The sequence below is a fragment of the Staphylococcus pragensis genome (assembly GCF_004785665.1).
In the GTDB taxonomy this organism is placed as follows: Bacteria; Bacillota; Bacilli; order Staphylococcales; family Staphylococcaceae; genus Staphylococcus; species Staphylococcus pragensis.
The window spans coordinates 539447-565920 of the sequence record NZ_SRPJ01000001.1; the positions used below are offsets into that span (position 1 = coordinate 539447).

General features: G+C 33.4%; 24 protein-coding genes and 1 pseudogene. 22 read left to right on the top strand and 3 right to left on the bottom strand.

Annotated features, from left to right (window positions below):
• The first annotated feature begins 1 nt into the window (after position 1).
• From E2558_RS02755 to E2558_RS02780, 6 genes are all read left to right on the top strand, one after another.
• On the top strand, positions 2 to 1102 hold the full coding sequence (locus E2558_RS02755; RefSeq protein WP_126566514.1) for a carbamoyl phosphate synthase small subunit: 1101 nt from the start codon (positions 2 to 4) through the stop codon (positions 1100 to 1102).
• Positions 1095 to 4268: a carbamoyl-phosphate synthase large subunit gene (carB, locus tag E2558_RS02760; RefSeq protein ID WP_126566517.1), complete on the top strand. Its 3174-nt coding sequence runs from the start codon at positions 1095 to 1097 to the stop codon at positions 4266 to 4268. Before E2558_RS02755 ends, carB begins: the two co-directional genes overlap by 8 nt.
• 91 nt (positions 4269 to 4359) lie before the next feature.
• Positions 4360 to 5052 (top strand): orotidine-5'-phosphate decarboxylase, encoded by a 693-nt coding sequence (gene pyrF / locus E2558_RS02765; protein WP_126566520.1) that lies wholly within the window; start codon positions 4360 to 4362, stop codon positions 5050 to 5052.
• Between the two features lies 1 nt (position 5053).
• A complete protein-coding gene (pyrE, locus tag E2558_RS02770; protein ID WP_126566523.1) occupies positions 5054 to 5662 on the top strand; it encodes an orotate phosphoribosyltransferase in 609 nt (202 codons plus the stop codon).
• Positions 5663 to 5691: 29 nt separating this feature from the next.
• Entirely contained in the window at positions 5692 to 5919 is a 228-nt protein-coding gene (locus E2558_RS02775) for a hypothetical protein (protein WP_126566526.1), read from the top strand.
• 382 nt (positions 5920 to 6301) lie between these two features.
• Positions 6302 to 6706, top strand: coding sequence for a VOC family protein (locus E2558_RS02780; RefSeq protein WP_126566528.1), 405 nt, complete (start codon positions 6302 to 6304; stop codon positions 6704 to 6706).
• 233 nt (positions 6707 to 6939) lie between these two features.
• Here the strand turns inward: E2558_RS02780 and E2558_RS02785 are convergent, their stop codons facing one another.
• Positions 6940 to 8637 (bottom strand): Rqc2 family fibronectin-binding protein, encoded by a 1698-nt coding sequence (locus E2558_RS02785; RefSeq protein WP_126566531.1) that lies wholly within the window; start codon positions 8635 to 8637, stop codon positions 6940 to 6942.
• Positions 8638 to 8795: 158 nt separating this feature from the next.
• Between E2558_RS02785 and gmk the strand changes: the two genes are divergently transcribed.
• The 5 genes and pseudogenes from gmk to E2558_RS02810 all read left to right on the top strand — a co-directional run bounded on the left by gmk (position 8796) and on the right by E2558_RS02810 (position 14108).
• Complete coding sequence (gene gmk / locus E2558_RS02790; protein ID WP_126566534.1) at positions 8796 to 9419, top strand: guanylate kinase; 624 nt, start codon at positions 8796 to 8798, stop codon at positions 9417 to 9419.
• The gene (rpoZ, locus tag E2558_RS02795) at positions 9419 to 9631 is read left to right on the top strand and encodes a DNA-directed RNA polymerase subunit omega (protein WP_103297890.1); all 213 of its coding nucleotides are present in this window, start codon (positions 9419 to 9421) and stop codon (positions 9629 to 9631) included. Before gmk ends, rpoZ begins: the two co-directional genes overlap by 1 nt.
• Positions 9632 to 9895: 264 nt before the next feature.
• Positions 9896 to 11095 carry a bifunctional phosphopantothenoylcysteine decarboxylase/phosphopantothenate--cysteine ligase CoaBC gene (gene coaBC / locus E2558_RS02800; RefSeq protein ID WP_126566536.1) on the top strand — a complete coding sequence of 400 codons (1200 nt, stop codon included), beginning with the start codon at positions 9896 to 9898 and terminating at the stop codon, positions 11093 to 11095.
• A pseudogene (priA, locus tag E2558_RS02805) lies at positions 11095 to 13502 on the top strand (primosomal protein N'). The gene coaBC and the pseudogene priA overlap by 1 nt, the downstream one beginning before the upstream one ends.
• A gap of 189 nt (positions 13503 to 13691) precedes the next feature.
• Positions 13692 to 14108, top strand: coding sequence for a hypothetical protein (locus tag E2558_RS02810; RefSeq protein WP_126566541.1), 417 nt, complete (start codon positions 13692 to 13694; stop codon positions 14106 to 14108).
• Positions 14109 to 14165: 57 nt separating this feature from the next.
• Here the strand turns inward: E2558_RS02810 and E2558_RS02815 are convergent, their stop codons facing one another.
• Positions 14166 to 14369: a TM2 domain-containing protein gene (locus E2558_RS02815; RefSeq protein WP_126566543.1), complete on the bottom strand. Its 204-nt coding sequence runs from the start codon at positions 14367 to 14369 to the stop codon at positions 14166 to 14168.
• 178 nt (positions 14370 to 14547) lie between these two features.
• Between E2558_RS02815 and E2558_RS02820 the strand changes: the two genes are divergently transcribed.
• The 9 genes from E2558_RS02820 to E2558_RS02860 all read left to right on the top strand — a co-directional run bounded on the left by E2558_RS02820 (position 14548) and on the right by E2558_RS02860 (position 23556).
• Positions 14548 to 15036, top strand: coding sequence for a peptide deformylase (locus E2558_RS02820; protein ID WP_126566546.1), 489 nt, complete (start codon positions 14548 to 14550; stop codon positions 15034 to 15036).
• Positions 15029 to 15961, top strand: a complete 933-nt coding sequence (gene fmt / locus E2558_RS02825) for a methionyl-tRNA formyltransferase (RefSeq protein WP_126566548.1) — start codon at positions 15029 to 15031, stop codon at positions 15959 to 15961. Before E2558_RS02820 ends, fmt begins: the two co-directional genes overlap by 8 nt.
• A complete protein-coding gene (rsmB, locus tag E2558_RS02830; RefSeq protein WP_126566551.1) occupies positions 15958 to 17265 on the top strand; it encodes a 16S rRNA (cytosine(967)-C(5))-methyltransferase RsmB in 1308 nt (435 codons plus the stop codon). The genes fmt and rsmB overlap by 4 nt, the downstream gene beginning before the upstream one ends.
• 1 nt (position 17266) lies before the next feature.
• Complete coding sequence (rlmN, locus tag E2558_RS02835; RefSeq protein WP_126566554.1) at positions 17267 to 18361, top strand: dual-specificity RNA methyltransferase RlmN; 1095 nt, start codon at positions 17267 to 17269, stop codon at positions 18359 to 18361.
• A 5-nt stretch (positions 18362 to 18366) separates the two neighbouring features.
• Complete coding sequence (locus tag E2558_RS02840; RefSeq protein ID WP_126566556.1) at positions 18367 to 19110, top strand: Stp1/IreP family PP2C-type Ser/Thr phosphatase; 744 nt, start codon at positions 18367 to 18369, stop codon at positions 19108 to 19110.
• A complete protein-coding gene (gene pknB, locus E2558_RS02845) occupies positions 19107 to 21182 on the top strand; it encodes a Stk1 family PASTA domain-containing Ser/Thr kinase (protein ID WP_126566558.1) in 2076 nt (691 codons plus the stop codon). Before E2558_RS02840 ends, pknB begins: the two co-directional genes overlap by 4 nt.
• A 210-nt stretch (positions 21183 to 21392) precedes the next feature.
• Complete coding sequence (gene rsgA, locus E2558_RS02850) at positions 21393 to 22268, top strand: ribosome small subunit-dependent GTPase A (protein WP_126566561.1); 876 nt, start codon at positions 21393 to 21395, stop codon at positions 22266 to 22268.
• Complete coding sequence (rpe, locus tag E2558_RS02855) at positions 22268 to 22912, top strand: ribulose-phosphate 3-epimerase (RefSeq protein WP_126566564.1); 645 nt, start codon at positions 22268 to 22270, stop codon at positions 22910 to 22912. Before rsgA ends, rpe begins: the two co-directional genes overlap by 1 nt.
• A 5-nt stretch (positions 22913 to 22917) precedes the next feature.
• Positions 22918 to 23556: a thiamine diphosphokinase gene (locus E2558_RS02860; RefSeq protein ID WP_126566566.1), complete on the top strand. Its 639-nt coding sequence runs from the start codon at positions 22918 to 22920 to the stop codon at positions 23554 to 23556.
• An 82-nt stretch (positions 23557 to 23638) separates the two neighbouring features.
• On the opposite strand, the gene rpmB is transcribed toward E2558_RS02860, so the two are convergent.
• Complete coding sequence (gene rpmB, locus E2558_RS02865) at positions 23639 to 23827, bottom strand: 50S ribosomal protein L28 (protein ID WP_103297877.1); 189 nt, start codon at positions 23825 to 23827, stop codon at positions 23639 to 23641.
• A gap of 342 nt (positions 23828 to 24169) precedes the next feature.
• On the opposite strand from rpmB, the gene E2558_RS02870 reads away from it, so the two are divergent.
• Positions 24170 to 24544, top strand: coding sequence for an Asp23/Gls24 family envelope stress response protein (locus E2558_RS02870; RefSeq protein WP_103297876.1), 375 nt, complete (start codon positions 24170 to 24172; stop codon positions 24542 to 24544).
• Positions 24545 to 24558: 14 nt separating this feature from the next.
• Positions 24559 to 26217: a fatty acid kinase catalytic subunit FakA gene (gene fakA, locus E2558_RS02875; protein ID WP_126566568.1), complete on the top strand. Its 1659-nt coding sequence runs from the start codon at positions 24559 to 24561 to the stop codon at positions 26215 to 26217.
• Positions 26218 to 26474 lie beyond the last annotated feature (257 nt).

Genomic DNA, 26474 nt, shown 5'->3' on the forward strand with positions numbered 1-26474 from the left:
AATGCTTGAACGACGTTATCTTGTATTAGAAGATGGGACATTTTATGAAGGTTATAAATTAGGATCAGATGAATTATCTATTGGTGAGATTGTATTCAACACAGCAATGACTGGTTATCAAGAAACAATTTCTGACCCATCTTATACAGGTCAAATCGTGACCTTTACTTACCCATTAATTGGAAATTATGGGATTAATAGGGATGATTTTGAATCATTAACACCTACATTAAATGGTGTAGTAGTGAAAGAAGCAAGTACTCACCCAAGTAATTTTAGAAAGCAAAAAACATTACATGAAGTACTTGAACAATACAAGATTCCAGGAATTTCAGGCGTAGATACACGTAGTATTACACGTAAAATCAGACAACATGGTGTATTAAAAGCTGGATTCACTGATAATAAAGAAGAAATTGAACAATTAGCTGAAAGCTTAAAAACAGCGGAGTTACCTCGCGATGAAGTGACGACAGTTTCAACAAAAACGCCATACGTTTCAACTGGTTCAGACTTAAGCGTTGTGTTATTAGACTTTGGTAAGAAACAAAACATTGTGCGTGAATTAAATTCAAGAGGGTGTAACGTAACTGTTGTACCATATGATACGTCAGCAGAAGAAATTTTAGCAATGGCTCCAGATGGTGTAATGTTATCCAACGGCCCTGGGGATCCAGATGAAGTAGATGTAGCATTAGATATGATTAATGGTATTTTAGGTAAAATTCCATTCTTTGGTATTTGTCTAGGCCATCAATTATTCGCATTATCTCAAGGTGCGACATCATTCAAGATGAAATTTGGTCACCGTGGTGCGAACCATCCGGTTAAAGACTTGCGTACTGGTAAAGTAGATATTACTAGCCAAAACCATGGGTATGCGATTGATAAAGATTCATTAGCAAATACAGAGTTAGAAGTTACGCATATTGCATTAAATGATGGCACAGTAGAAGGGTTAAGACATAAAACATTACCTGCATTCTCAGTACAATATCATCCTGAGGCTAGACCAGGCCCAAGTGATTCGAATTACTTATTCGATGAATTTATGACAATGATGAAAGAATTTAAAGAAAAGGAGAAAAAAGCAAATGCCTAAACGTGACGATATTCAAACGATTCTAGTGATTGGATCAGGTCCGATTATTATTGGACAAGCTGCAGAATTTGATTACGCTGGTACACAAGCGTGCTTAGCACTTAAAGAAGAGGGTTATCGTGTAATTTTAGTTAACTCAAATCCTGCCACAATTATGACAGATAAAGAAATTGCAGATAAAGTTTATATCGAACCGTTAACACATGACTTTATTGCTCGTATTATCCGAAAAGAACAACCCGATGCATTACTACCAACATTAGGTGGTCAAACGGGATTAAACATGGCGATTCAATTACATGATAGCGGTGTATTAGAAGCAAATAATGTAAAACTATTAGGTACTGAACTTAAATCAATTCAACAAGCAGAAGACAGAGAATTGTTTAGATCATTAATGAATGATTTAAACGTGCCTGTACCTGAGAGTGATATTGTAAATACAGTAGAACAAGCTTTTGCATTTAAAGATGAAGTAGGCTATCCATTAATTGTACGTCCAGCCTTTACAATGGGTGGTACTGGTGGCGGTATTTGCCATAACGATGCAGAATTAAAAGAAGTAGTTAGTAATGGTTTACACTACAGTCCTGCTACACAATGTTTAATTGAAAAATCAATCGCAGGTTATAAAGAAATCGAATACGAAGTAATGCGTGATAAAAATGACAACGCGATTGTTGTATGTAATATGGAAAATATCGACCCAGTCGGTATCCATACTGGTGACTCGATTGTTGTAGCACCAAGCCAAACGCTATCTGATGTTGAATATCAAATGTTACGTGATGTATCACTTAAAGTAATCAGAGCATTAGGTATTGAAGGTGGATGTAACGTTCAATTAGCTTTAGATCCACACTCTTTAAATTATTATATTATCGAAGTTAACCCACGTGTATCACGTTCATCAGCACTTGCGTCTAAAGCAACTGGTTACCCAATCGCTAAACTAGCGGCTAAAATCGCAGTAGGATTAACGTTAGATGAAATGTTAAACCCAGTAACTGGCACATCTTATGCTGCCTTTGAACCAGCATTAGACTATGTTATTTCTAAGATTCCTCGTTTCCCATTTGATAAATTTGAAAAAGGTGAACGAGAATTGGGTACACAAATGAAAGCTACCGGTGAAGTTATGGCGATTGGACGTACTTATGAGGAATCATTACTAAAAGCAATTCGTTCATTAGAATACGGTGTACATCATTTAGGCTTACCAAATGGTGAAAGTTTTGACTTAGACTACATTAAAGAACGTATTGGTCATCAAGATGATGAACGTTTATTCTTCATTGGTGAAGCCATTCGTCGTGGTACAACATTAGAAGAAATTCATAACATGACTCAAATCGACTATTTCTTCTTAAATAAATTCCAAAATATCATTAATATTGAACACGAATTAAAAGCGCATCCTGGTGATTTAGAATACCTTAAATATGCTAAAGACTATGGTTTCAGTGATAAAGTAATCGCACACCGCTTTGGCATGACAGAAGAAGAAGTATATCAATTACGCCAAGATAATAATATTAAGCCAGTATATAAAATGGTAGATACATGTGCCGCAGAATTTGAATCTGCTACACCTTATTATTATGGTACGTACGAAACTGAAAACGAATCAATTGTTACTGATAAAGAAAAAATCTTAGTACTTGGTTCAGGTCCAATCCGTATTGGACAAGGGGTAGAATTTGACTATGCTACTGTACATGCCGTATGGGCTATTCAAAATGCTGGATATGAAGCAATTATCGTGAATAATAACCCTGAAACAGTTTCAACAGACTTTTCAATTTCAGATAAATTATACTTCGAACCATTAACTGAAGAAGATGTAATGAACATTATTAATTTAGAACAGCCTAAAGGTGTGGTTGTACAATTTGGTGGTCAAACAGCAATCAACTTGGCTGATAAATTAGCAAAACATGGTGTTCAAATCTTAGGTACAACATTAGAAGATTTAAATCGTGCAGAAGATAGAAAAGAATTCGAAGCGTTATTACGTAAGATCGATGTGCCACAACCTAAAGGTAAGACAGCGACTTCTCCTAAGGAAGCGCTTGAAAATGCCCGTGAAATTGGCTATCCAGTGGTAGTACGCCCATCATACGTTTTAGGTGGACGTGCAATGGAAATCGTAAATAGCGATGCAGAATTAGAAAACTATATGGAACAAGCGGTTAAAGCGAGTCCAGAGCATCCTGTACTAGTGGATAGATATTTAACAGGTAAAGAAATCGAAGTAGACGCGATTTCAGACGGTGAAACAGTGATTATCCCTGGTATCATGGAACATATCGAACGTGCAGGTGTGCACAGCGGTGACTCAATCGCAGTTTATCCACCACAAACATTAAGTCAAGAAGATATTGATACTCTAGAAGACTACACAATCAAATTGGCTAAAGGTTTAAACATTGTAGGTTTAATTAATATTCAATTCGTAATCGCACATGATGGTGTCTATGTATTAGAAGTGAACCCACGTGCTAGTCGTACAGTCCCATTCTTAAGTAAAATCACTGATATTCAAATGGCACAATTAGCAATGCAAGGGATTATGGGAACTAAGTTGAAAGATTTAGGTTACAAACAAGGGGTGCAACCTTATTCAGAAGGCGTATATGTTAAAGCACCAGTATTCAGCTTCAATAAATTAAAAAATGTAGATGTGACGCTTGGACCTGAAATGAAATCTACCGGTGAAGTTATGGGTAAAGACATGACATTAGAAAAAGCTTTATATAAAGGCTTAACTGGTAGTGGTGTAGAAGTCAAAGATCACGGTACTGTATTAATGACAGTAAGCGATAAAGATAAAGAAGAAATTGTTAAAATAGCACATCGTTTAAATGAAGTAGGCTATAAAATCTTAGCTACAGAAGGTACAGCTAAAAAATTAAAAGAACAACACATTCCAGTTGAAGTCGTAGGTAAAATCGGTGGAGAAGATGATTTACTAACACGCATTCAAAATGGAGAGGTACAAATTGTAATTAATACAATGACAAAAGGTAAAGAAGTAGAAAGAGATGGTTTCCAAATCCGTCGTACTACTGTAGAAAATGGTGTACCTTGCTTAACGTCATTAGACACTGCAAGCGCATTGACAAATGTGATTGAAAGCATGACATTCACAATGAGAAATATGTAAATAATCAGTAAGAACGACAAAGCAGAATAAGGTTTGGACTTTACAAACCTTAAACTGTTTTCGTCGTTCATTTTCAAAAGGAGCTTTATAAATGAAGGATTTACCAATTATCGCTTTAGATTTTGAATCTGCGGATAAAGTAAACACGTTTCTTGATCAATTTGATGAACCATTATTTGTGAAAATTGGCATGGAATTATTTTATCAAGAAGGTCCAGACTTAATTAAAACGATTAAATCACGTGGACATGATATCTTTCTAGACCTTAAGTTGCACGATATTCCCAACACCGTGGAGAAAGCAATGGAAGGCTTAGGTAAACTTGATGTAGATTTAGTTAATGTGCATGCTGCTGGCGGTACACAAATGATGGAGGCAGCTATACGTGGTTTACGTAAATATAGTAAAGACACAAAGATTATAGCGGTAACTCAGTTAACTTCTACTACTGAAGAGATGTTGCATAACGAACAAAATATTCAAACATCAATTGAAGAAGCCGTATTGAATTATGCGACATTAACACAGAAAGCTGGACTTGACGGTGTCGTATGTTCACCACTTGAAGCGGAATTATTAACAAATGAGTTAGGTTCAGACTTTTTAAAAGTAACACCAGGGATCAGACCACAAGGGGCAGCGGTAAATGATCAAAAAAGGATTACTACACCAGAAGATGCTAAACAATTAGGGGCAACGCACATTGTAGTTGGACGTCCAATTACACAAAGTCAAAATCCAGTAGAAAGTTATAACAATATTAAAGAAAGTTGGTTAGGTTAAAATGGCAAAAAACATTGCGAAATCTTTATTAGATATTGAAGCAGTTACATTATCACCAAACGATTTATATACATGGAGTTCAGGTATTAAATCACCTATCTATTGTGATAACCGTGTAACATTAGGTTATCCTGAAGTACGTGAAGCAATTCGTGATGGCTTAAGCCAGTTAATCACTGATAAGTTTGATCACGTTGACGTTGTTTCAGGTACTGCGACAGCTGGTATTCCTCATGCTGCTTATATCTCTGAGAAATTAAGTTTACCGATGAACTATGTACGTTCTAAAAGTAAAAGTCATGGTAAACAAAATCAAATCGAGGGCGCTCAAAGTAAAGGTAAAAAAGTAGTAGTGGTTGAAGATTTAATTTCCACTGGTGGATCATCAATTACTGCGGTAGAAGCTTTACAAGAAGCAGGTGCAGAAGTAGTAGGTGTAGTAGCTATTTTCACTTATGGTTTAGCTAAAGCAGATAAAATGTTTAAGGACATTGGCGTACCTTTCTATACATTAAGTAACTATAATGAATTAATCGAAGTAGCTCGTGAAGAAGGTAAAATTTCTGAAGAAGATATTCAAACGTTAGTTGATTGGAGAGACAACTTATAATAAGCTATGTCTAAAGGGGGTAGTGAATATTGACTACTGATAAAGAGAAAAATCATTTTTATAATAAGATGCGACATGTGAATGATTTTTTATATAGTGAAACTAATTTTAAAACCCCAGACCAGAGATTAACGGTTGATGAAAGTATCGAAAGCATTCACAATGAGAGTAACAAAACAAGTATGGAGGCTTTCGAACATACTATTGATTTTTTCAAAAAAGCAAAAGAATCTTTACGCCAAAAAGGCGAAATTTAAAAAGACAAAATGGTACATATCACGACAGCTGTTTAAATACAGATATAGTCGTGTATGTACCATTTTTTTAGTTATAAAAAAACGCCACTAAGTGAATTCCTTTTATGGCGTTTAAATGTAATCAGAAAATATTATTAACGAATAAAAATTTTAATTAAGACCCATCCTATTAATAACACAATACACATAGATAATAGGGGAATAACAAAATGCATCATTATAAAAAGCCTCCAATTTAACTTTCTTTAATTGTAACGATAATACAAAATAAGTCAAAAAAATAAGTTTTAGGAAGTATTATGTAAGATTGAAATTTTGTTAAATTATTCATGAATAGTTTAGAATAATAATATGAATATAAAGAAAACGCAGGGGGATTATAATGGAAATACCTAAAATAACAACATTTTTAATGTTTAATAATCAAGCTGAAGAAGCAATTAATTTATATACAAGCCTATTCGAAAATAGTGAAATTTTAACTATGGTGAAATATGGAGAAGAAGGACCAGGCGTGCCAGGGACAGTACAACATTCTATCTTTACGTTGAATGGACAAGTATTTATGGCAATTGACGCTAATAATGGTGAAGAATTACCTATGAATCCATCCATTTCACTATATATCACTGTAGATAATGCGATGGAAATGGAACGTTTATTTAGCGGATTAAAAAAGGAAGGCGCTATTTTAATGCCAAAAACAGCAATGCCACCATTTAGAGAATTCGCTTGGGTACAAGACAAGTTTGGTGTGAGCTTCCAATTAGCTCTACCAGAAAAATAAAGTGTACGATTGATATAATGTACTTAATAACATAATTCTATAGAAAGATATAAGGCACTGCGCAAATTTTGTTTAGCAATAAATAAATGACGCGAAAGTGCCTTTTTGTTTTAAAGATTGTTGATAAATAATTTACAGAATAAGTGAATAGATATTTCGTCTTATAGAACTGCTTTACAATCAAAATAAAATTATCCACGCTATAAGCAATTTATAACGTGGATAAACAATTTTTATTTTTGTTTCATACTTTGGATTTTATCGTAATCAGGTGTAGCATAGAGCGTTTTTTGATTATCATATGTGACAAAACCAGGTTTCGCACCTGAAGGTTTGTGAACATTTCGAATTTCTGTATAGTCTACTGGTATTTGTCCAGAATTACCGGCTTTAGAGAAGTAACCCGCTAACATTGCTGCTTCTTTAATTGTTTGCTCACTAGGCGCGTCATTTAAAATCACCACGTGAGAGCCTGGTATATCCTTCGTATGGAACCAAATATGAGATTTTTGAGCTTTACGATTAGTTAAATAATCATTTTGTTTATTGTTTTTACCAACTAATATCGTATCTCCATCGGTTGATAGATACGTTTGTAGTTGGATCTTTTCATTTTTCTTCTTTTTAACATTTTTACGCTGTTTCATAAAGCCTTGTTCAGCTAATTCATCTCTAATATCATCTATCTCATCCACTGTAATATGTTCAAGTTGTTGTTCAATATTAGCGAAATAATCAATGTTTTCACGTGTTAATTTAATTTGATGATCGAGTTCTCGTTCACGCGTTTTCATGCGATTATACTGCTTATAATAATACTGTGCGTTTACTGAAGGAGACTTCGTTGGGTTTAAAGGAATCGTCACTTCCTCATTAGTATAGTAATTAAGTGCTGTGACAGACTCATCACCTTGTTTAATACGGTAGATATTAGCCGTAATGAGTTCCCCATACAATTGTTGCGTATCTTTATCTTTCGCACCTTCATATTCCTCAATCAATTTGTTTAACTTATGTTGTTGCTTTTGAAGTTGCTGTTGAACAAAGCGCACTAAATCATTCGCACGTTGTTTCACTCGTTCTCGTTCGCCACGCGCATCATAGAAACGGTCTAACAATTCATGTAATGAATCATATATAACGGCATCATCTTGGAATTGTTTAAGTTTCATAAAGTAGAAATCTTCTTTACCTGTTTCATGATTTTTATGGAAAATGGGTACAGGTTCCTGGTGTATTTGTTCCATGACTTCATCGTATGCTTTAGGCAATGTTTCAGAAGTCATAAATTGATAACGATCTACAATTTCATTTGTAATTAAAGGACTAAAGCCCTCAAATGTAGTTAATAGTTGTTTTGCAATTTTACCACTATTAAAATCAATATGTTTTAACGCTTCTTGGCCATCCATTTCAAACGGATTGATTTTATTTTGCGTAGGAGGCGTTTCATATTGGAAACCAGGCATTACTGTACGATATTGGTTAGTATTAGGTGTTAAATGTTTAAATCCTTCGATAATTTTATAATTGTCATCTACTAAAATGAGGTTACTGTGTTTACCCATTATTTCAAGAATGACGGTACGATAAATTGTATCTCCAATTTCATCTTTACTTTCAATATCAATCTCTACACGGCGGTCATTTCCAATTTGACGCACTGCTTTCACAATGCCACCTTCTAAATGTTTACGGAAGACACGTGCAAACATAGGTGGATCAAACGGATTATCGTATTTTTTATTAGTTAAATGCATTCTTGAAAAGCTTGGATGTATTGATAACAATAAATGATGGTTTTTACGATTTTGTCGTACAATCATAATTATTGTGTCATTTTCTGGTTGATTAATTTTGTGAATTCTACCAGAAACTAGAAATTGTAATGAGTCTACTATTTTATTAGTAAATAAGCCATCGTATGCCATAATTAATTTCCACCTTCAATATTTTCATTCATTATATTGTAACATGGTAAAATCATAGCGTCATGAGTTAAGTTTGTCGTTCATACTCTATACAATTCAATCCTCAATGTGATATTATATTTAAATAATAGAAGAATAGCTTAGAGAGGTCGTAAGGCATGGATAATGAAAAAGGATTACTAATTGTTCTTTCAGGTCCTTCAGGAGTAGGTAAAGGAACTGTTCGTAAAGAAATATTTGACGATCCAACTACATCATATAAGTACTCTATCTCAATGACTACACGTGATATGCGCGAAGGAGAAGTTGATGGTGTAGATTACTTTTTTAAAACGAAAGAAGAATTCGAAGCGTTAATTCAGGAAGATCAATTTATTGAATATGCCGAATATGTAGGAAATTATTATGGAACACCTGTTCAATATGTTAAAGATACGATGGAAGCTGGTCATGACGTATTTTTAGAAATTGAAGTAGAAGGTGCTAAACAAGTAAGAAAGAAATTTCCTGATGCATTATTTATCTTCCTTGCACCGCCAAGCCTAGACCATTTGAGAGAACGTTTAGTTGGGCGAGGCACTGAATCTGATGAAAAAATTCAAAGCAGAGTTAATGAAGCACGTAAAGAAGTGGAAATGATGAATCTTTACGATTATGTTGTTGTTAATGATGAAGTAGATTTAGCCAAACAACGTATTCAATCAATCGTTGAAGCGGAGCATTTAAAAAGAGAACGCGTAGAAGCTATATATAGAAAAATGTTATTGGAGGCCAAAAAATAATGTTAAACCCACCTTTAAATCAATTACAATCAAAAATTAATTCAAAATACTTAATTGCTACGACTGCAGCTAAGCGTGCACGTGAATTAGATGAGAAACCTGAAACTGCTTTATTAAATGGTTATCATTCAGCTAAACCAGTTGGTCAAGCATTAGAAGAAATCGCTAACGGTAAAATTGAACCTGAATATCCAGATGATTTTTACGCTTAAGTTTAACGTTTAAAGCATTTTTAAATTCACAAGATTGTATTAATTTATGTGACTACCATAGATAAGATTCACACACCTTACATTAAATGAGCTACTCATTTTATTAAGGTGTGTGTTTTTAATTATACGATTGATTTGTGTATAATTGATTTAAAATGAGCTTGTCAGAAAGTAAAACAACGTATAAAAACCGAAATGGTTTGCCTACAGGCTTAATGTAAAAATCTATTAAATAATCGAAAAAAGTAAGGGAGAAAGCCGATTATGAAACACATTCTACTCGCCGTAACAGGTGGTATTGCAGCTTATAAAGCAATTGATTTAACGAGTAAGTTAACGCAAGCAGGTTACGATGTAAGAGTTATGCTTACAGATCATGCTCAAGAATTCGTAACACCTTTAGCATTTCAAGCTATTGGTAGAAATCCAGTATACACGAGTACTTTTAAAGAAGAGAATCCTCAAGAAATTCAGCATGTGGCACTAGGAGATTGGGCTGACGCGATTATAGTAGCACCAGCTACTGCCAATATGATTGCTAAATTGAGTGTAGGCATTGCTGATGATATGGTGACTTCTACGTTGTTAGCTACTGAAACACCTAAATTTATAGCGCCAGCGATGAATGTGCATATGTATGAGAATCCTCGTACACAGCGCAATATTGATGTACTTAAATCAGACGGTTATCACTTCATTGAACCTGGTGATGGTTTCTTAGCGTGCGGTTATGTGGCAAAAGGAAGAATGGAAGAACCACTACAAATTGTAAGTGTCCTTAACGACTATTTTAAACAACAGCAACAAATTCAACATAGTAGCTTCACTGGCAAGCATGCCTTAGTTACAGCAGGACCTACAGTAGAAGTGATTGACCCCGTTCGTTTTGTTTCAAATCGTTCATCTGGAAAGATGGGATTTGCAATCGCCCAAGCATTAAGAGATCGTGGTGCACATGTGACATTAGTCACTGGTCCTACTCAATTAGAGGATCCAGCTGGGGTAGAAGTGATTCATATTGAGAGCGCAGAAGAAATGTTCCAAGCGGTGACACAACGCTATGATGAACAAGATATTGTAGTGAAAGCAGCTGCAGTGTCAGATTACACCCCTACTCAAGTGCTAGACCATAAAATGAAGAAACAAGAAGGGGATTTATCAGTCACATTTAAGCGTACTAAAGATATATTAAAATATTTAGGTGAACATAAAACCCATCAATATTTAGTAGGTTTTGCTGCGGAAACACAAAATATTGAACAATATGCACAAGATAAATTAAAACGTAAAAATGCAGATGTCATTATTTCAAATAATGTAGGTGATCAATCAATTGGTTTTAAATCTGATGATAATGAATTAACAATGCATTTTAAAAATGGTGAGGCACACAATATAAAGAAAGGAAAAAAAGTGCAACTCGCTCAACAAATTTTAGATGAATTAGAAACTAGGTGGCAATAATGATTGCAAAGGTCATTGTAGATGTACCTTCCAAGAGTGTAGATTTTAAGTTTGACTATCTCGTACCTGATAAGTTAGAAGAATTTATACAAGTAGGCGTCAGAGTAATCGTTCCATTTGGGCCTCGTACAATTCAAGGCTATGTTATGGATATTCAGTCACAACCAAGTGATGATATTGATATTCAAAAGTTAAAAGAAATTAAAGAAGTGCAAGATATACGCCCTGAATTAACGCCTGAATTAATTCAATTAAGTGAATGGTTAAGTTATTCTCATGTATCTAAGAGTATTTCAGTCCTTGAAGCGATGTTACCTAGTGCCATTAAGGCAAAATATACAAAAGTATTTGAAGTCGTAAAACATAATGACATAGAGGAAGAACTTTTAAAGTATTTTGATTCAAAAGGTCATTATAAATATAAAGAGGCGCAAAAAATAATCATTTACCGGTATTAAATGATTTACTCAAAGCAGGTAGCGTTCAAGAAGTAACATTGTTATCTCAAAATACTAAAAAAAAAATGCAAAGAGCGGTTCGCATTCTTGATGACTATCATCCTGATGAAATATTGGCATTGCTTGAAAAATCCATGAAGCAATATGATGTGTATGCCTTCTTATTAGATGAACAACATAAGACGGTTTTTCTTAAAGATTTAGAAGAAATGGGATTTTCAAAATCTAGTATTGATAGTCTTGTAAAAAAAGGATTTATCGAAAAATATGATGCTGAAGTAGAACGTGATCCATTTGCAGATCGTATTTTTGAAAGAGAAGACAAACGTACATTAACCCAAGAACAAGAAGAGGCTTTTCAACAAATCAAAACAACGATTGATGAAGAACAACAGCGTACCTTTTTACTACATGGGGTTACTGGTTCAGGGAAGACAGAAGTCTACTTACAAACTATTGAAGAGGTACTTAATAAAGGGCAACAAGCTATGATGTTAGTTCCTGAAATTGCCTTAACGCCACAAATGGTTTTACGTTTCAAACGTCGTTTTGGTGATGACGTGGCCGTGCTTCATTCAGGTTTATCAAATGGGGAACGTTATGATGAGTGGCAAAAAATTAGAGACGGTAGAGCGCAAGTGAGTGTTGGAGCGCGTTCAAGTATTTTTGCGCCTTTTAAGAACTTAGGTATTATCATTATTGATGAAGAGCATGAATCAACTTATAAACAAGAAGATTATCCACGATATCATGCGCGTGACATTGCTGAATGGCGCAGTCGTTATCATCATTGTCCATTAGTGCTAGGAAGTGCAACACCAAGTCTTGAATCTTATGCTCGAGCTGAAAAGGGAGTATATCAACTTCTAACATTGCCTACTAGGGTGAATCAACAAGCACTACCTTCGATTGATATTATTGATATGCGTGAAGAATTAAGTTCAGGCAACCGTTCCATGTTCTCAAATGAATTGCGTGAAGCAATTCAAGATCGTTTAAATAAAAATGAACAAATTGTATTATTTTTAAATCGCCGTGGATATGCATCATTCATGTTATGTCGTGATTGTGGTTATGTTCCTCAATGCCCTCATTGCGATATTTCGCTTACTTACCACAAAACAACGGATCAGTTAAAATGCCATTATTGTGGTTACCAAGAAATACCGCCTAATATTTGTCCTAACTGTGAGAGTCCCCATATTCGCCAAGTAGGTACAGGGACACAACGCGTAGAAGAAATATTGCAACAAGAATTTGAAGAAGCGCGTATCATTCGTATGGATGTAGATACGACATCGCGTAAAGGTGCACATGAGAAATTACTTACTGATTTTGAAAAGGGCAAAGGTGATATCTTACTAGGTACACAAATGATTGCGAAAGGCTTAGACTTTCCTAACATTACATTGGTAGGCGTACTCAATGCCGATACAATGTTAAACTTACCCGACTTTAGAGCAAGTGAACGAACGTATCAATTATTAACCCAAGTGTCAGGTCGAGCTGGACGTCATGAAAAGCCCGGGAAAGTAATTATACAAACATATAATCCAACCCATTACGCTATTGAAGATGTAAAACAAAATGATTATTTAACGTTTTACCAAAAAGAAATGGAGTTTCGAAAAATTGGAAAATATCCTCCATATTACTTTTTAATCAATTTTACTATTGCACACAAAAATATGAAAAAAGTGATGGAAGCTTCAAAACATGTTCATCAAGTATTGTTACAACATTTAACCGATAAAGCACTAGTGCTAGGGCCCTCTCCTGCAGCTATTGCGCGAATTAATAACGAACATCGTTTTCAAATCCTTGTTAAATATAAGCGTGAGCCAGAATTGCTTAAAGCGTTACAATATTTAGATGATTATTATCATGAAGCGTATATGAAAGATAAGCTATCCTTGAAAATTGATATTAATCCTCAAATAATGATGTGATGAAATTATCGAGTTTTTATGAGTAATAAAAATGATGTCAAGGTGTAAAATGTAAACTTAATTAGAGCGTAATATTGTCGCTAAAACGCAATGTTTAATTTACCCATTAATTATTCTATGTCATTCAAGCATCTAGAACATACACATCACTGTAAGCACATGGCATTTTAATAATGGAGGATGACCGCTATGATTGAAGAAAAATATGTCGGTACCAAAGAATTTGAGGAATTTAAAGAACACGTTGATTCAAGATTTAATCATCTTGGAGATAAAATCAACAGAACAGAAGCAACACTTAGTGAGAAAATAGATAATGTTGAGCTAAGACTTGATCAAAAAATCGATAATGTAGAACAAAAGTTGAACTTACGTATTGACGACGTGGAACAAAAGCTAACCCAACGTATAAATAACGTAGAAGAAAAATTAAGTCACAAGATAGATAGTAATCATAAAGCTTTAACTTTGACCATTCAAAATATGATGTTTCAAATTAAAGAAGAAACCCATAAAAAATATATAGATGAGATACGCTTTATTATTCCAACGATAATAAGTATCATAGCGCTTGTATTACCAATTATTTTATTTATTTTAAGATAAAATAAAAGTTACGCCACAGAATTTAAATTCTGTGGCGTAACTTTTTTAATAAATATGCTACATTACTACGTTACCATTTTCATCGGCAGGTCTGAATAATGTTAAGATTGCACTAATAATAGCGATGATATGTGGAATGCCTGTCCAGAAGAAAGCTAAATGTAAAATGCCTGATATCGTTTTACCTGCATAAAACTTGTGCACACCAAAACTACCTAAAAATACTGCTAAAACGATATATATAATTTTGTTTACTTCCATTTTAATGACACCTCCAATCTTTTTATAATTAATTTCTTCTTACTTTCTATTTTAATCGTATCAAATTTAAATGCAATTGATAACAAGCTATTCAGTATTAATTTCAGTCTAAGGTCGCAATTCAATTTGAATTAAGTTATAATTATATGATGAATTTTTTTCAGGAGGAGCATACATTATGGCGATACAAAAATTAGTCCAATCTACGCATCCTGTATTAACTAAAAAAGCACAACCTGTAACACAATTTGATGATGTATTAAAAGATTTATTATTAGATATTGAAGATACACTATATGCTGAAGAAGCATCTGCATTGAGTGCGCCTCAAATAGGGATTAGCAAACAAGTGGCGATGATTGATATGGAATTAGAAGGTTTATTACAGCTAGTAAATCCTGTCATTAAATCTGAATCAGCTGAGAAAATAACCGACTTAGAAGGATCTGTGAATTTACCTGGCGTATATGCGGAAGTAGAACGTAGTAAAATGATTACAGTAGAAAGTAATGATTTAGAGGGAAATAAAATAGAATTAACTGCTTATGATGATGTGGCGCGCATGATTTTACACATCGTTGATCAATTAAATGGCATATTATTTACCGATCGTGCTAAAAAAGTATTAACTGAAGAAGAAGTGGAGGCGTATTTTGAAAATGAGTAAAATAATTTTTATGGGAACACCTGATTTTTCAACAAAAGTATTAGAAATGTTAATAGTAGAGCATGAGGTGATTGCAGTCGTTACTCAACCAGATAGACCGGTTGGACGTAAACGCGTATTAACACCACCCCCAGTTAAAAAAGTAGCTCAAGCGCATGATATACCTGTTTATCAACCTGAAAAACTTAAAGATTCAGAAGAATTAACTACATTATTAAACCTTGAGCCAGATTTAATTGTAACTGCTGCATTTGGTCAGTTATTACCTGAAAGCTTATTAAACGCCCCTAAAAAAGGCGCTATCAACGTTCACGCTTCTCTATTACCTAAATATCGCGGTGGTGCACCAATTCATCAAGCGATTATTGATGGAGAGAAACAAACTGGTATTACTATTATGTATATGGTGAAGAAGTTAGATGCTGGTAATATTATTTCTCAAAAAGCCATTGATATTGAGGAAGATGATAATGTAGGAACAATGCATGATAAACTAAGTTTCTTGGGCGCCGATTTATTAAAAGAAACATTACCTTCAATTATTGAAGGAACGAATGACAGCATCCCTCAAGATGACGCAAAGGCTAGCTTTGCTTCAAATATTAGCAGAGAAGATGAACGAATCGATTGGACAAAGTCAGCGCAAGATATTCATAACCATATTAGAGGATTATCGCCATGGCCAGTAGCTTATACTAAGATGGATGATACAAATTTAAAACTATTTGCTGCTCATATTATTGAAGGTAAAAAAGGCGAACCAGGTCAAATTATTGAAACAACTAAAAAAGCAATTATAGTTGGTACAGGTTCAGATGATGCTATAGCATTAACAGATATACAATTAGCAGGGAAAAAACGTATGTTAGTAAGTAATTACTTAAGTGGCGTGCAAGAATCACTAGTTGGGAAGACATTAGTATGACACAAACAGTGAGAGAATTAGCGTTTCAAGCTATCCAAGATATTTTAAATGATAATGCTTATAGTAATTTAAAGATTAATGAAGTACTTTCAAATGAGGAGATATCTTCTATTGATAAACCACTTTTCACAGAATTAGTCTATGGTACGATAAAACGTAAATTAACGTTAGATTTTTATTTAAAACCGTTTATTAAAACAAAAGTAAAAGGCTGGGTTAGACAATTACTTTGGATGAGTCTGTATCAATATATTTATCTAGATAAAGTGCCTAATCATGCTATTATCAATGAAGCTGTAGATATCGCAAAGCGCCGTGGTGGACCGCACAGTGGCAATATAGTAAATGGTATTTTAAGAACCATTTTCAGAAGTGATTTAACTAGCATTGATACTATAAAAAATGAAAAACAACGTATGTCTATTCAGTATAGTGTGCCAAAATGGATTATTGAGCATTGGATAACGCATCATGGTATTGAACAAACCCATAAAATCGCCAATGCTTTTCTGCAACAAACAGCGAATACTGTAAGAGTTAATACAAGCCGAATTAATCCTGAAGAGATGGCAACGCGTTTACAAGATGAAGGTTATCAAGTTGAAATAGATAATATCATACCATATTGTTTACATTTGAAAGGCAAACCTGTAGTAGATTCTTTAGCATTTAAAGAAGGACTTATTTCAATTCAAGATAAAAGTTCAATGTTTGTGGGTTACTTCATGGACGTGAAACCTAATGATGAAATCTTAGACACATGTAGTGCACCAGGTGGTAAAGCATGTCATATGGCAGAATTATTATCGCCACATGGCCATGTTGATGCGACAGATGTGCATAAGCATAAAATTGGCTTAATTAAAGAAAATATTAGAAAATTGCAACTTAAGAATATAACAACATTTGATCATGATGCTACAACACCTTATAAAGGCATGTATGACAAAATTTTAGTGGACGCGCCTTGTAGTGGATTAGGTGTATTAAGACATAAGCCTGAAATTAAATATGTACAATCTCAACAAAGTATTAATGACCTAGTTGAATTGCAACTTGAGATATTAGACAATGTAAAAGGTAACTTAAAGCCTGGAGGTACACTTATTTACTCGACGTGTACAATAGAACAACTTGAAAACGAGAACGTGATTTACACGTTCTTAAAACGCAATAAAGATTTTGAATTTGAGCCAATCACACATCCAATCACTGGAGAACAAGTTAAAACGTTACAAATTTTACCCCAAGACTTCGATTCAGATGGATTTTTCATAACTAAAATAAAAAGAAAGGAAAGTTAAGATGATAACTGCTGAAAAAAAGAAGAAAAATAAATTCTTGCCTGATTTCGATAAACAATCGATTTATTCTTTGAGATTTGATGAAATGCAAGAGTGGTTAGTAGAACACGGACAACAAAAATTTAGAGCGAAACAAATTTTTGAATGGTTATATCAAAAACGTGTAAATAGCATTGATGAAATGACGAACTTATCTAAAGAGTTACGTCAAGTATTAAAAGATAATTTTGCTATGACAACGTTAACTACCGTAGTAAAACAAGAAAGTAAAGATGGTACGATTAAATTTTTATTTGAATTACAAGATGGTTATACGATTGAAACGGTATTAATGCGTCATGATTACGGTAATTCAGTATGTGTAACGACACAAGTAGGTTGTCGTATTGGTTGTACTTTCTGTGCCTCTACATTAGGAGGATTAAAACGTAATTTAGAAGCGGGAGAAATCGTTTCTCAGGTATTAACTGTACAAAAAGCATTAGATGCTACAAATGAACGTGTGTCTCAAATTGTAATCATGGGAATTGGTGAACCATTTGAAAACTATGATGAAATGATGGACTTTTTACGTATTGTTAATGATGATAATAGTTTAAATATCGGGGCTCGTCATATCACGGTTTCAACATCAGGTATTATTCCACGTATTTATGATTTTGCGGAAGAAGATATTCAAATTAACTTTGCAGTAAGTTTACATGCTGCGAAAGATGAGATACGTTCAAGATTAATGCCTATTAACCGTGCTTATCATGTAGATAAGTTAATGGAGGCGATTAAATATTATCAAGAAAAAACAAATCGTCGTGTTACATTTGAATATGGTTTATTTGGAGGCGTTAATGATCAATTAGAACATGCACGTGATTTAGCGCATCTAATCAAAGATTTAAATTGCCATGTTAATTTAATACCTGTTAACCATGTTCCAGAACGTAATTATGTTAAGACACCGAAAGATGACATTTTTAAATTTGAAAAAGAATTAAAAAGACTCGGCATTAATGCTACGATTAGACGTGAACAAGGTGCCGATATTGATGCAGCATGTGGACAATTAAGAGCTAAGGAACGACAAGTAGAAACGAGGTAATCAAAATGCTAAACGCACAATTTTTCACAGATACTGGACAACATAGAGATAAGAATGAAGATGCAGGAGGTATTTTTTATAACCAAACCCACCAACAATTATTAGTATTATGCGATGGAATGGGTGGTCATAAAGCAGGAGAAATTGCAAGCCAATTTGTTGTTTATGAACTTCAAAAACGCTTTGAAAATGAAAACTTTATTGAGTTCGAACAAGCAGAAGATTGGTTGCGTTTGACTTTAAAAGATATAAATCGTGATCTATTTGAGTATGCTCAAAGTCATGAAGACTATAAAGGCATGGGCACAACTTGCGTCTGTGCACTTGTCTTTGATAAACAATTAGTAATTGCTAATATTGGAGATTCTAGAGCGTATGTAGTAAGCACAAGAGAGATTGAACAAATTACACACGATCATTCATTTGTTAATCATTTAGTAATGACAGGACAAATTACTGAAGAAGAAGCATGGTCTCATCCTCAACGTAATATTATTACAAAGGTGATGGGTACAGATAAACGTGTAAATCCTGATATATTTACTAAACGTTATAGTTACTATGATTACCTTTTACTAGCATCAGATGGACTTACAGATTACGTAAGAGATGCGCGTATTTTAGAAGCCTTAAGTGAACCATTATCACTTGAAGAACATGGTAATCAGTTAATTCAATTAGCGTTATATCATCGTTCTAAAGATAATATCAGTGTACTATTAGCTTCTATTGAAGGTGATAGTGTATGATAGGAAAGTTAATTAGTGATCGCTATAAAGTTTTAGATAAACTCGGTGGCGGTGGAATGAGTATTGTTTACCTAGCCGAAGATACGATTTTGAATCGAAAAGTAGCTATTAAAGCAATTTCTATTCCACAGAATGAAAAAGATGAAACGATGCATCGTTTTGAAAGAGAAGTAAATAATGCCACTCAACTTAGTCATAATAATATCGTTGAAGTCTATGATGTAGATGAAGAAGAGGAATGTTTTTATCTCATTATGGAATATATTGATGGCCCTACGCTTTCAGAATATATACATAGTCATGGACCACTAAGTATTGATACGGCAATCAATTTTGTTGAACAAATTTTAAAAGGTGTTCAACAAGCACATGAAAAGCGCATTGTACATAGGGATATTAAACCTCAAAATATTTTAATTGATAAAAATAAAACATTAAAAATATTTGATTTCGGTATTGCGAAAGCACTTAGTGAAACTTCTATGACACAAACTAATCACGTACTAGGTACAGTACAATATTTGTCACCTGAGCAAGCTAAAGGTGAAACGACTAATGAAACTACAGATATTTATTCAATTGGTATAGTACTTTATGAAATGTTGATTGGCCACCCACCATTTAGTGGAGAAACTGCTGTAAGTATTGCTATAAAGCATATACAAGAATCTGTTCCCAATGTGACTGACCAAAGGGAAGATGTGCCTCAATCATTAAGCAATGTGGTATTAAAGGCTACTGCTAAAAATCCTGAGCATCGTTATCATAGTATTAAAGAAATGCGAGAAGATTTAAGTAGTGTATTAGTCTCGAGCCGTATTAATGAAAAAAGACATATGCTTGAAAATGATGAGAAAAAAACAGTCCCTATTAATAAAAATGAAATTAAAGATAAATTAAAAGAAGAAGATGCTAAGAAAAATATTGCACAAACCATGCAAATTCCAATCGTAAATGAGCATCAATTTCAAACGAGTGAGAATCATATATATGAACCTCCTCGTAAGAGACGTTCTAAAAAGAAGAAATTTGCTATTGCTTTAATTTTACTTTTTCTTTTAGTAAGCTTATTCGGTTTTATAGCTATTGGTATGTTTGGAGATAAATATTCTGAAATGCCAGATTTAACAGGTAAAACCGAAAAGGAAGCGGAAAAATTACTTCGTAAGTCACATTTAGAAATTGGTAAAATTTCACGCGAATATAGCGATACTTATCCTGAAAATAAAATCGTGAAATCTACACCCAAAGCTGGGGAAAGAATTAATCAACATGATAAGGTAGATATCATTCTTTCAAAAGGTCCTGAGCGTGCAAAAATGCCGAATGTCATCGGTATGAAAAAAGATGAAGCAGTCAATAAACTAAAAGAATTAAAACTAAATAATATTTCTATTGAGCAGGAATATAGTAACCAAATGCCGAAAGGTAGTATTCTTCGACAAAATATTACTCCAGATAGCGAAGTAAAAGTAAATGATCATCGTATTATATTAACTGAGTCTTTAGGCGTGAAAAAAGTCTATGTTAAAAATTATGAAAACGAAAATTATCAAACTGCCAAAAAAGAATTAGAAAAAGATAAATTAAAAGTAGAAATATCTGAAGAATTTAGTGATGATATTAAAAAAGATAAAATCATTTCTCAGACACCTAAGAGTACACAAGTAGACGAGGGTAGTATTATCCATTTCACTGTTTCTAAAGGTAAAGAAGATAAGAAAGATAACAAAGGCAATAAAGATAGTAAAGATAAAGGTGATAGTAAGGATACAGAGGATAATAAAAAGAATGATTCACAAGAAAAAAGTGATGATTCGAAAAACACAGCGAATATAAAAAATTATAATGAAACGTACACGATACCGTACACTGGGGAAGACGATACTAGTCAAAAAGTTCAAGTATATGTAAGAGATAAAAATAATAGTGGTACAAGTGCTATTCAAACTTACACAATTACTGATGACAAGACCATAACAATTCCATTAGCTATTGAAAAAGGTACATCAGCTGGCTATACCATTAGAGTAGACGGTAAAGTTGTGGCAGATAAAGATGTTTATTACTAACACCACTTTATTGAGAAATAATAGCAAAAGTCTCAAAGTGATTTTGAAAATATGTCAAAATCATTTTTGAGACTTTTTTAAAAATTAAAATTTACTATAAAAAAATTATGTAAACATCTATAATAACAACCTTTTTTAATGCTAACTTAGAATATTCATTCACATTTTGCTATAATATGTAATTATAAATATAAGACAAGAGGTGTCATTTTGGAGACTGGACGTATCATTAAATTAGTAAGTGGCGTTTATCAAGTAGATGTAGAAGGGAAATTATATAATACTAAACCACGTGGGTTATTTAGAAAGAAAAAGTTTTCTCCTATAGTGGGTGATATTGTAGATTTTGATATTCAAAACATAGATGAAGGGTATATTCATCATGTACATGATCGACGTAACGCTTTAAAACGTCCACCAGTAAGTAATATTGATGGTTTAATTATCGTAATGAGTGCGTTTGAACCTGAGTTTTCAACACAATTATTAGATCGATTTTTAGTGATTGCGCATTCTTATGACTTAGCACCGAGTATATTAGTTACTAAGAAAGATTTAGCATCAGAAGAACAAATTGAACATATTGAATCATTATTAACAAACTATCAATCTATCGGATATAATACTCAATTTGTTGGTAAAGACTCTGATAAAAGTCATGTCGTTGCTTCATGGCCTAATGGATTAGTCGTTTTAAGTGGTCAATCTGGTGTAGGTAAATCAACATTTATCAATACATTTAATCCAGAACTAAATCTTGAAACGAATGACATATCGAAATCGTTGAATCGTGGTAAACATACAACGCGACACGTAGAATTGTTTGAAAGAGAGAATGGCTTTATAGCTGATACTCCCGGGTTTAGTGCTTTAGATTTTGATCATATTGAAAAAGATGATTTAAAACATTATTTTATTGACATTGATCACTATGGAGAGCAATGTAAATTTAGAAATTGTAACCATATTAAAGAACCTCAATGTCATGTAAAACAACAATTAGATGAAGGTCATTTACCGCAATTTCGCTATGACCATTATCTTCAATTATTTAATGAAATTTCTAATAGAAAGGTAAGATATTAATGAGAAGAATATATCCTTCGCTATTATCAGCAGACTTTTTAAATTTAAAAAATGAAATTACTTTATTAGAAGAAGCTCAAGTAGACGGTTTGCACTTTGATGTCATGGATGGACAATTTGTGCCTAATATTTCTATTGGGTTGCCTATTTTAGACGCTGTACGTAGTGCTACTCAGCTTCCAATTGACGTTCATCTGATGATTGAGAATCCTGAACAATATATTGAAACGTTTGCTGAACATGGCGCAGATATGATTTCAATTCATGTAGAAGCAACTCCTCATATTCATCGTGCATTACAAATGATTAAAAATGCTGGTAAAAAAGCTGGCGTGGTGATTAATCCTGGCACACCAGTAGAAGCATTAATGCCTATTCTAGAAATGGTGGATTACGTATTAATTATGACAGTAAACCCAGGATTCGGTGGACAATCATTTATAGAAGCTTGTGCAACTAAAGTAAGACTATTACGTGATATAAGAGAAGCGTCAGAATTGCATTTTGATATTGAAGTTGATGGTGGAATTAATGATGAAACGATTCAATTATGTGCAGACAATGGTGCCACTATGTTTGTAACTGGATCTTATTTCTTTAAACAAGATGATTATAAAAAGGTTACACAACGCTTGAAAGGTTGATTGATATGAGAATCAATTTAATGTGTGGAGACAGATATTTACCTCAAGATATATTTAATAACGCGCAAGACATGCATTGGGGCGGTATAGATAGAGGGACTTTAATACTTACTAATCATGAAATTATTCCTAAATTTACAGTGGGTGATTTCGATTCGGTAACAGAAGAGGAAAGAAATCATTTGAAAGAAGCGCTTGATATTCATCCAGTTAAGGCTGAAAAGGACGACACTGATTTAGCACTGGGTGTCGAAGAAGCAGTTCAACGAGGCTATAATGAAATTTATATTTATGGCGCCACTGGCGGACGTTTAGATCACTTTATGGGGATGCTTCAAATTTTGCTGAAACCTTTTTATTCTGAAAAACAAATTAAATTAATCGTAGTTGATCAGCAAAATGAAATTCAACTATTAAATAGTGGTATACATACAATAGAAAAGTCTGCAAATTACAAATATGTATCCTTTATTCCTGTAAATGGAGAAGTGACTTTAACACTAAAAGGATTTAAATATAACCTTCAACAGCAGCATTTAGAAATTGGATCTACATTAACTATTTCTAATGAAGTAGAGGAGTCAATTGCGCATATTAACGTTGAAAATGGCCAAGTACTACAAATGAGAAGTAAAGATTTATAGCACGAACGTTCATCACAATAAAATTTAGACATAAAAAAATGCCTTCACCACATATGAAGGCATTTTTTGTGCATTATATTTATTAAACTCTAGTAACTTTACCAGATTTTAAAGCACGCGCAGAAACCCAAACTTTTTTAGGTTTTCCATCAACTAAAATTCTAACTTTTTGAAGGTTAGCATTAAATCTACGTTTATTCGCATTTAAAGCGTGTGAACGATTGTTACCAGTCGATGCTTTACGACCTGTTACGAAACATTGTTTACCCATCAAAGTACCTCCTTTAATAAATATAAATACACTTGACTACTTATATACTTTAATAAGATACCACATATGAAATTTGAAAGCAATAAAATAAGATGTAATTTAACTTAAAATGTTTTGAAATCTTCAAATTATGGTATAATTGTTAGCTGAGGAGTTATGTAACATATCTTGAATAACAAATATATTTGAGTATGAAGCAATAGTGTTTATCACTATTTTAATAAAATATTGATTATAGATAGGGTATACATATTATCAATGACCCATGAAGTCTTCTATAATCTTTGTGTAGTTTCTTTAAAGTTAACGTCATTTTAACCACAATTCAGGAGGAATAAGAAGATGACTATTGAAATCTCAAATGACTATGGCAAAATAGATATTTCAAATGAAGTAATCGCATCAGTGGTAGGTAGTAAAGCAGTTGAAAGTTATGGAATAGTAGGTATGGCATCTAGACAACAAGTAAGAGATGGTATTGCTGAAATCTTAGGTCATGAAAATTATGCTAAAGGTATTATTGTTAAAGAGAATAATGGCGTGATTGATATCGATATGTATATTATCGTAAGCTATGGTGTAAAAATTTCTGAAGTAGCTAATAACGTTCAATCATCTGTAAAATACACACTAGAGCATTCGTTAAATGTTAAAGTAAATTCAATTAATATTTTTGTACAAGGCGTACGACTTAATCACAAGGGCAAGAAGGTATAGGAGGACAAAGCACGATGATTAGCACAATTAACGGTAAATTATTTGCCGATATGATTATACAAGGGGCACAAAATTTATCTAATAATGCAGATTTAGTGGATTCCCTGAATGTATATCCTGTTCCAGATGGTGATACAGGGACAAATATGAACTTAACAATCACTTCAGGACGTGAAGAAGTAGAGAATAATTTATCAAATAGTATTGGTGAACTAGGTAAAACATTTTCTAAAGGATTATTGATGGGCGCTCGCGGTAACTCAGGCGTTATTTTATCTCAATTATTTAGAGGCTTTTGTAAAAATATTGAACAAGAGCAACAAATCAATGCACAACAATTAGCGAGTAGCTTCCAAGCTGGTGTAGATACTGCTTATAAAGCGGTAATGAAGCCTGTTGAAGGAACGATTCTTACAGTAGCTAAAGACGCTGCTAATGCGGCTATGAACAAAGCTGAAGAAACAGACGATTGTGTTGAAGTAATGGAATATACCATTGCAGAAGCTGAAAAATCACTAAACAATACACCAAATTTATTAGCTGTATTAAAAGAAGTAGGTGTCGTTGATAGTGGTGGTAAAGGCTTATTATGCGTTTATGAAGGTTTCTTAAAAGGTCTTAAAGGTGAAACAGTTGAAGCTAAGAAACCTAAATTAGACACTGATGATTTAGTTCATGAAGAACACGATTTCCATGGTGTTATCAACACTGAAGATATTAAATACGGCTATTGTACTGAAATGATGGTTCGCTTTGGAAAAGATAAAAAAGAATTTGATGAACAAGAATTTAGAAATGACATGAGCCATTTCGGAGATTCTTTACTCGTTATCAATGATGAGGAAATTGTCAAAGTACACGTTCATACTGAAACACCAGGTGAAGTGTTTAACTACGGTCAACAATATGGTGAATTAATAAAGTTAAAAGTTGAAAATATGCGTGAACAACATCGTGAAGTTATCCGCAAAGAACAACAAAATCAACACACAAGTAAGGATGAAGCACCAAAAACAGTAGAAACAGCTATTATTGCAATTTCTATGGGTGAAGGTATTTCAGAATTATTTACTTCTATGGGTGCAACACATATTATTAGTGGTGGACAAACAATGAATCCGTCTACTGAAGATATTGTAAAAGTCATCGAACAATCTCAATGTCAACGTGCAATTATTCTTCCTAACAATAAGAATATTAGAATGTCGAGTGATCAAGCAGCCGAATTAGTTAAGGCAGATACTGTTGTCATTCCAACAACATCTATCCCTCAAGGTATTGCTGCACTTTTCCAATACGATCCATCATCTACATTGGAAGAGAATCAATCTCACATGACTACTGCTCTTGAAACAGTGAAATCTGGTTCAATCACATTTGCAGTAAGGGATACTAAAATTGATGGTGTAGAGATTAAAAAAGATGAATTCATGGGATTAGCAGAAAGTAAAATTGTTACTAGTAATGCAGATGAATTTGCAACTATTAAAGGCCTACTATCTGAATTATTAAATGAAGATAGCGAAATTTTAACTGTTATCGCTGGTGAAGAAGCTAGTGATGACATGACAAGCCAATTAGTTGAATGGGTAGAAGCTGAATATCCAGATGTTGAAGTTGAAGAACATAATGGCGGTCAACCTATTTATCAATATTTATTCTCAGTTGAATAGAAATTAAAGTTATAAGAGCCTGTACATTGTAAAATGTGACAGGCTCATTTTATATTTAAGCTGTAAATAACTGGATTGAAAATACGATAATATAGATTATTCCAATTTTAGTAAAATCTTTTTCCATAAATAAAGGAAGTTGAGAATAATGAAATCTTTTTATTAAAATTCAGATTTCTCTTTCCTTCTTTCTTATGTTTTTTTAAATTAAGCAGACCTACGCTTTTTAAGTTTCAATAATATGTAAAATTTTAATA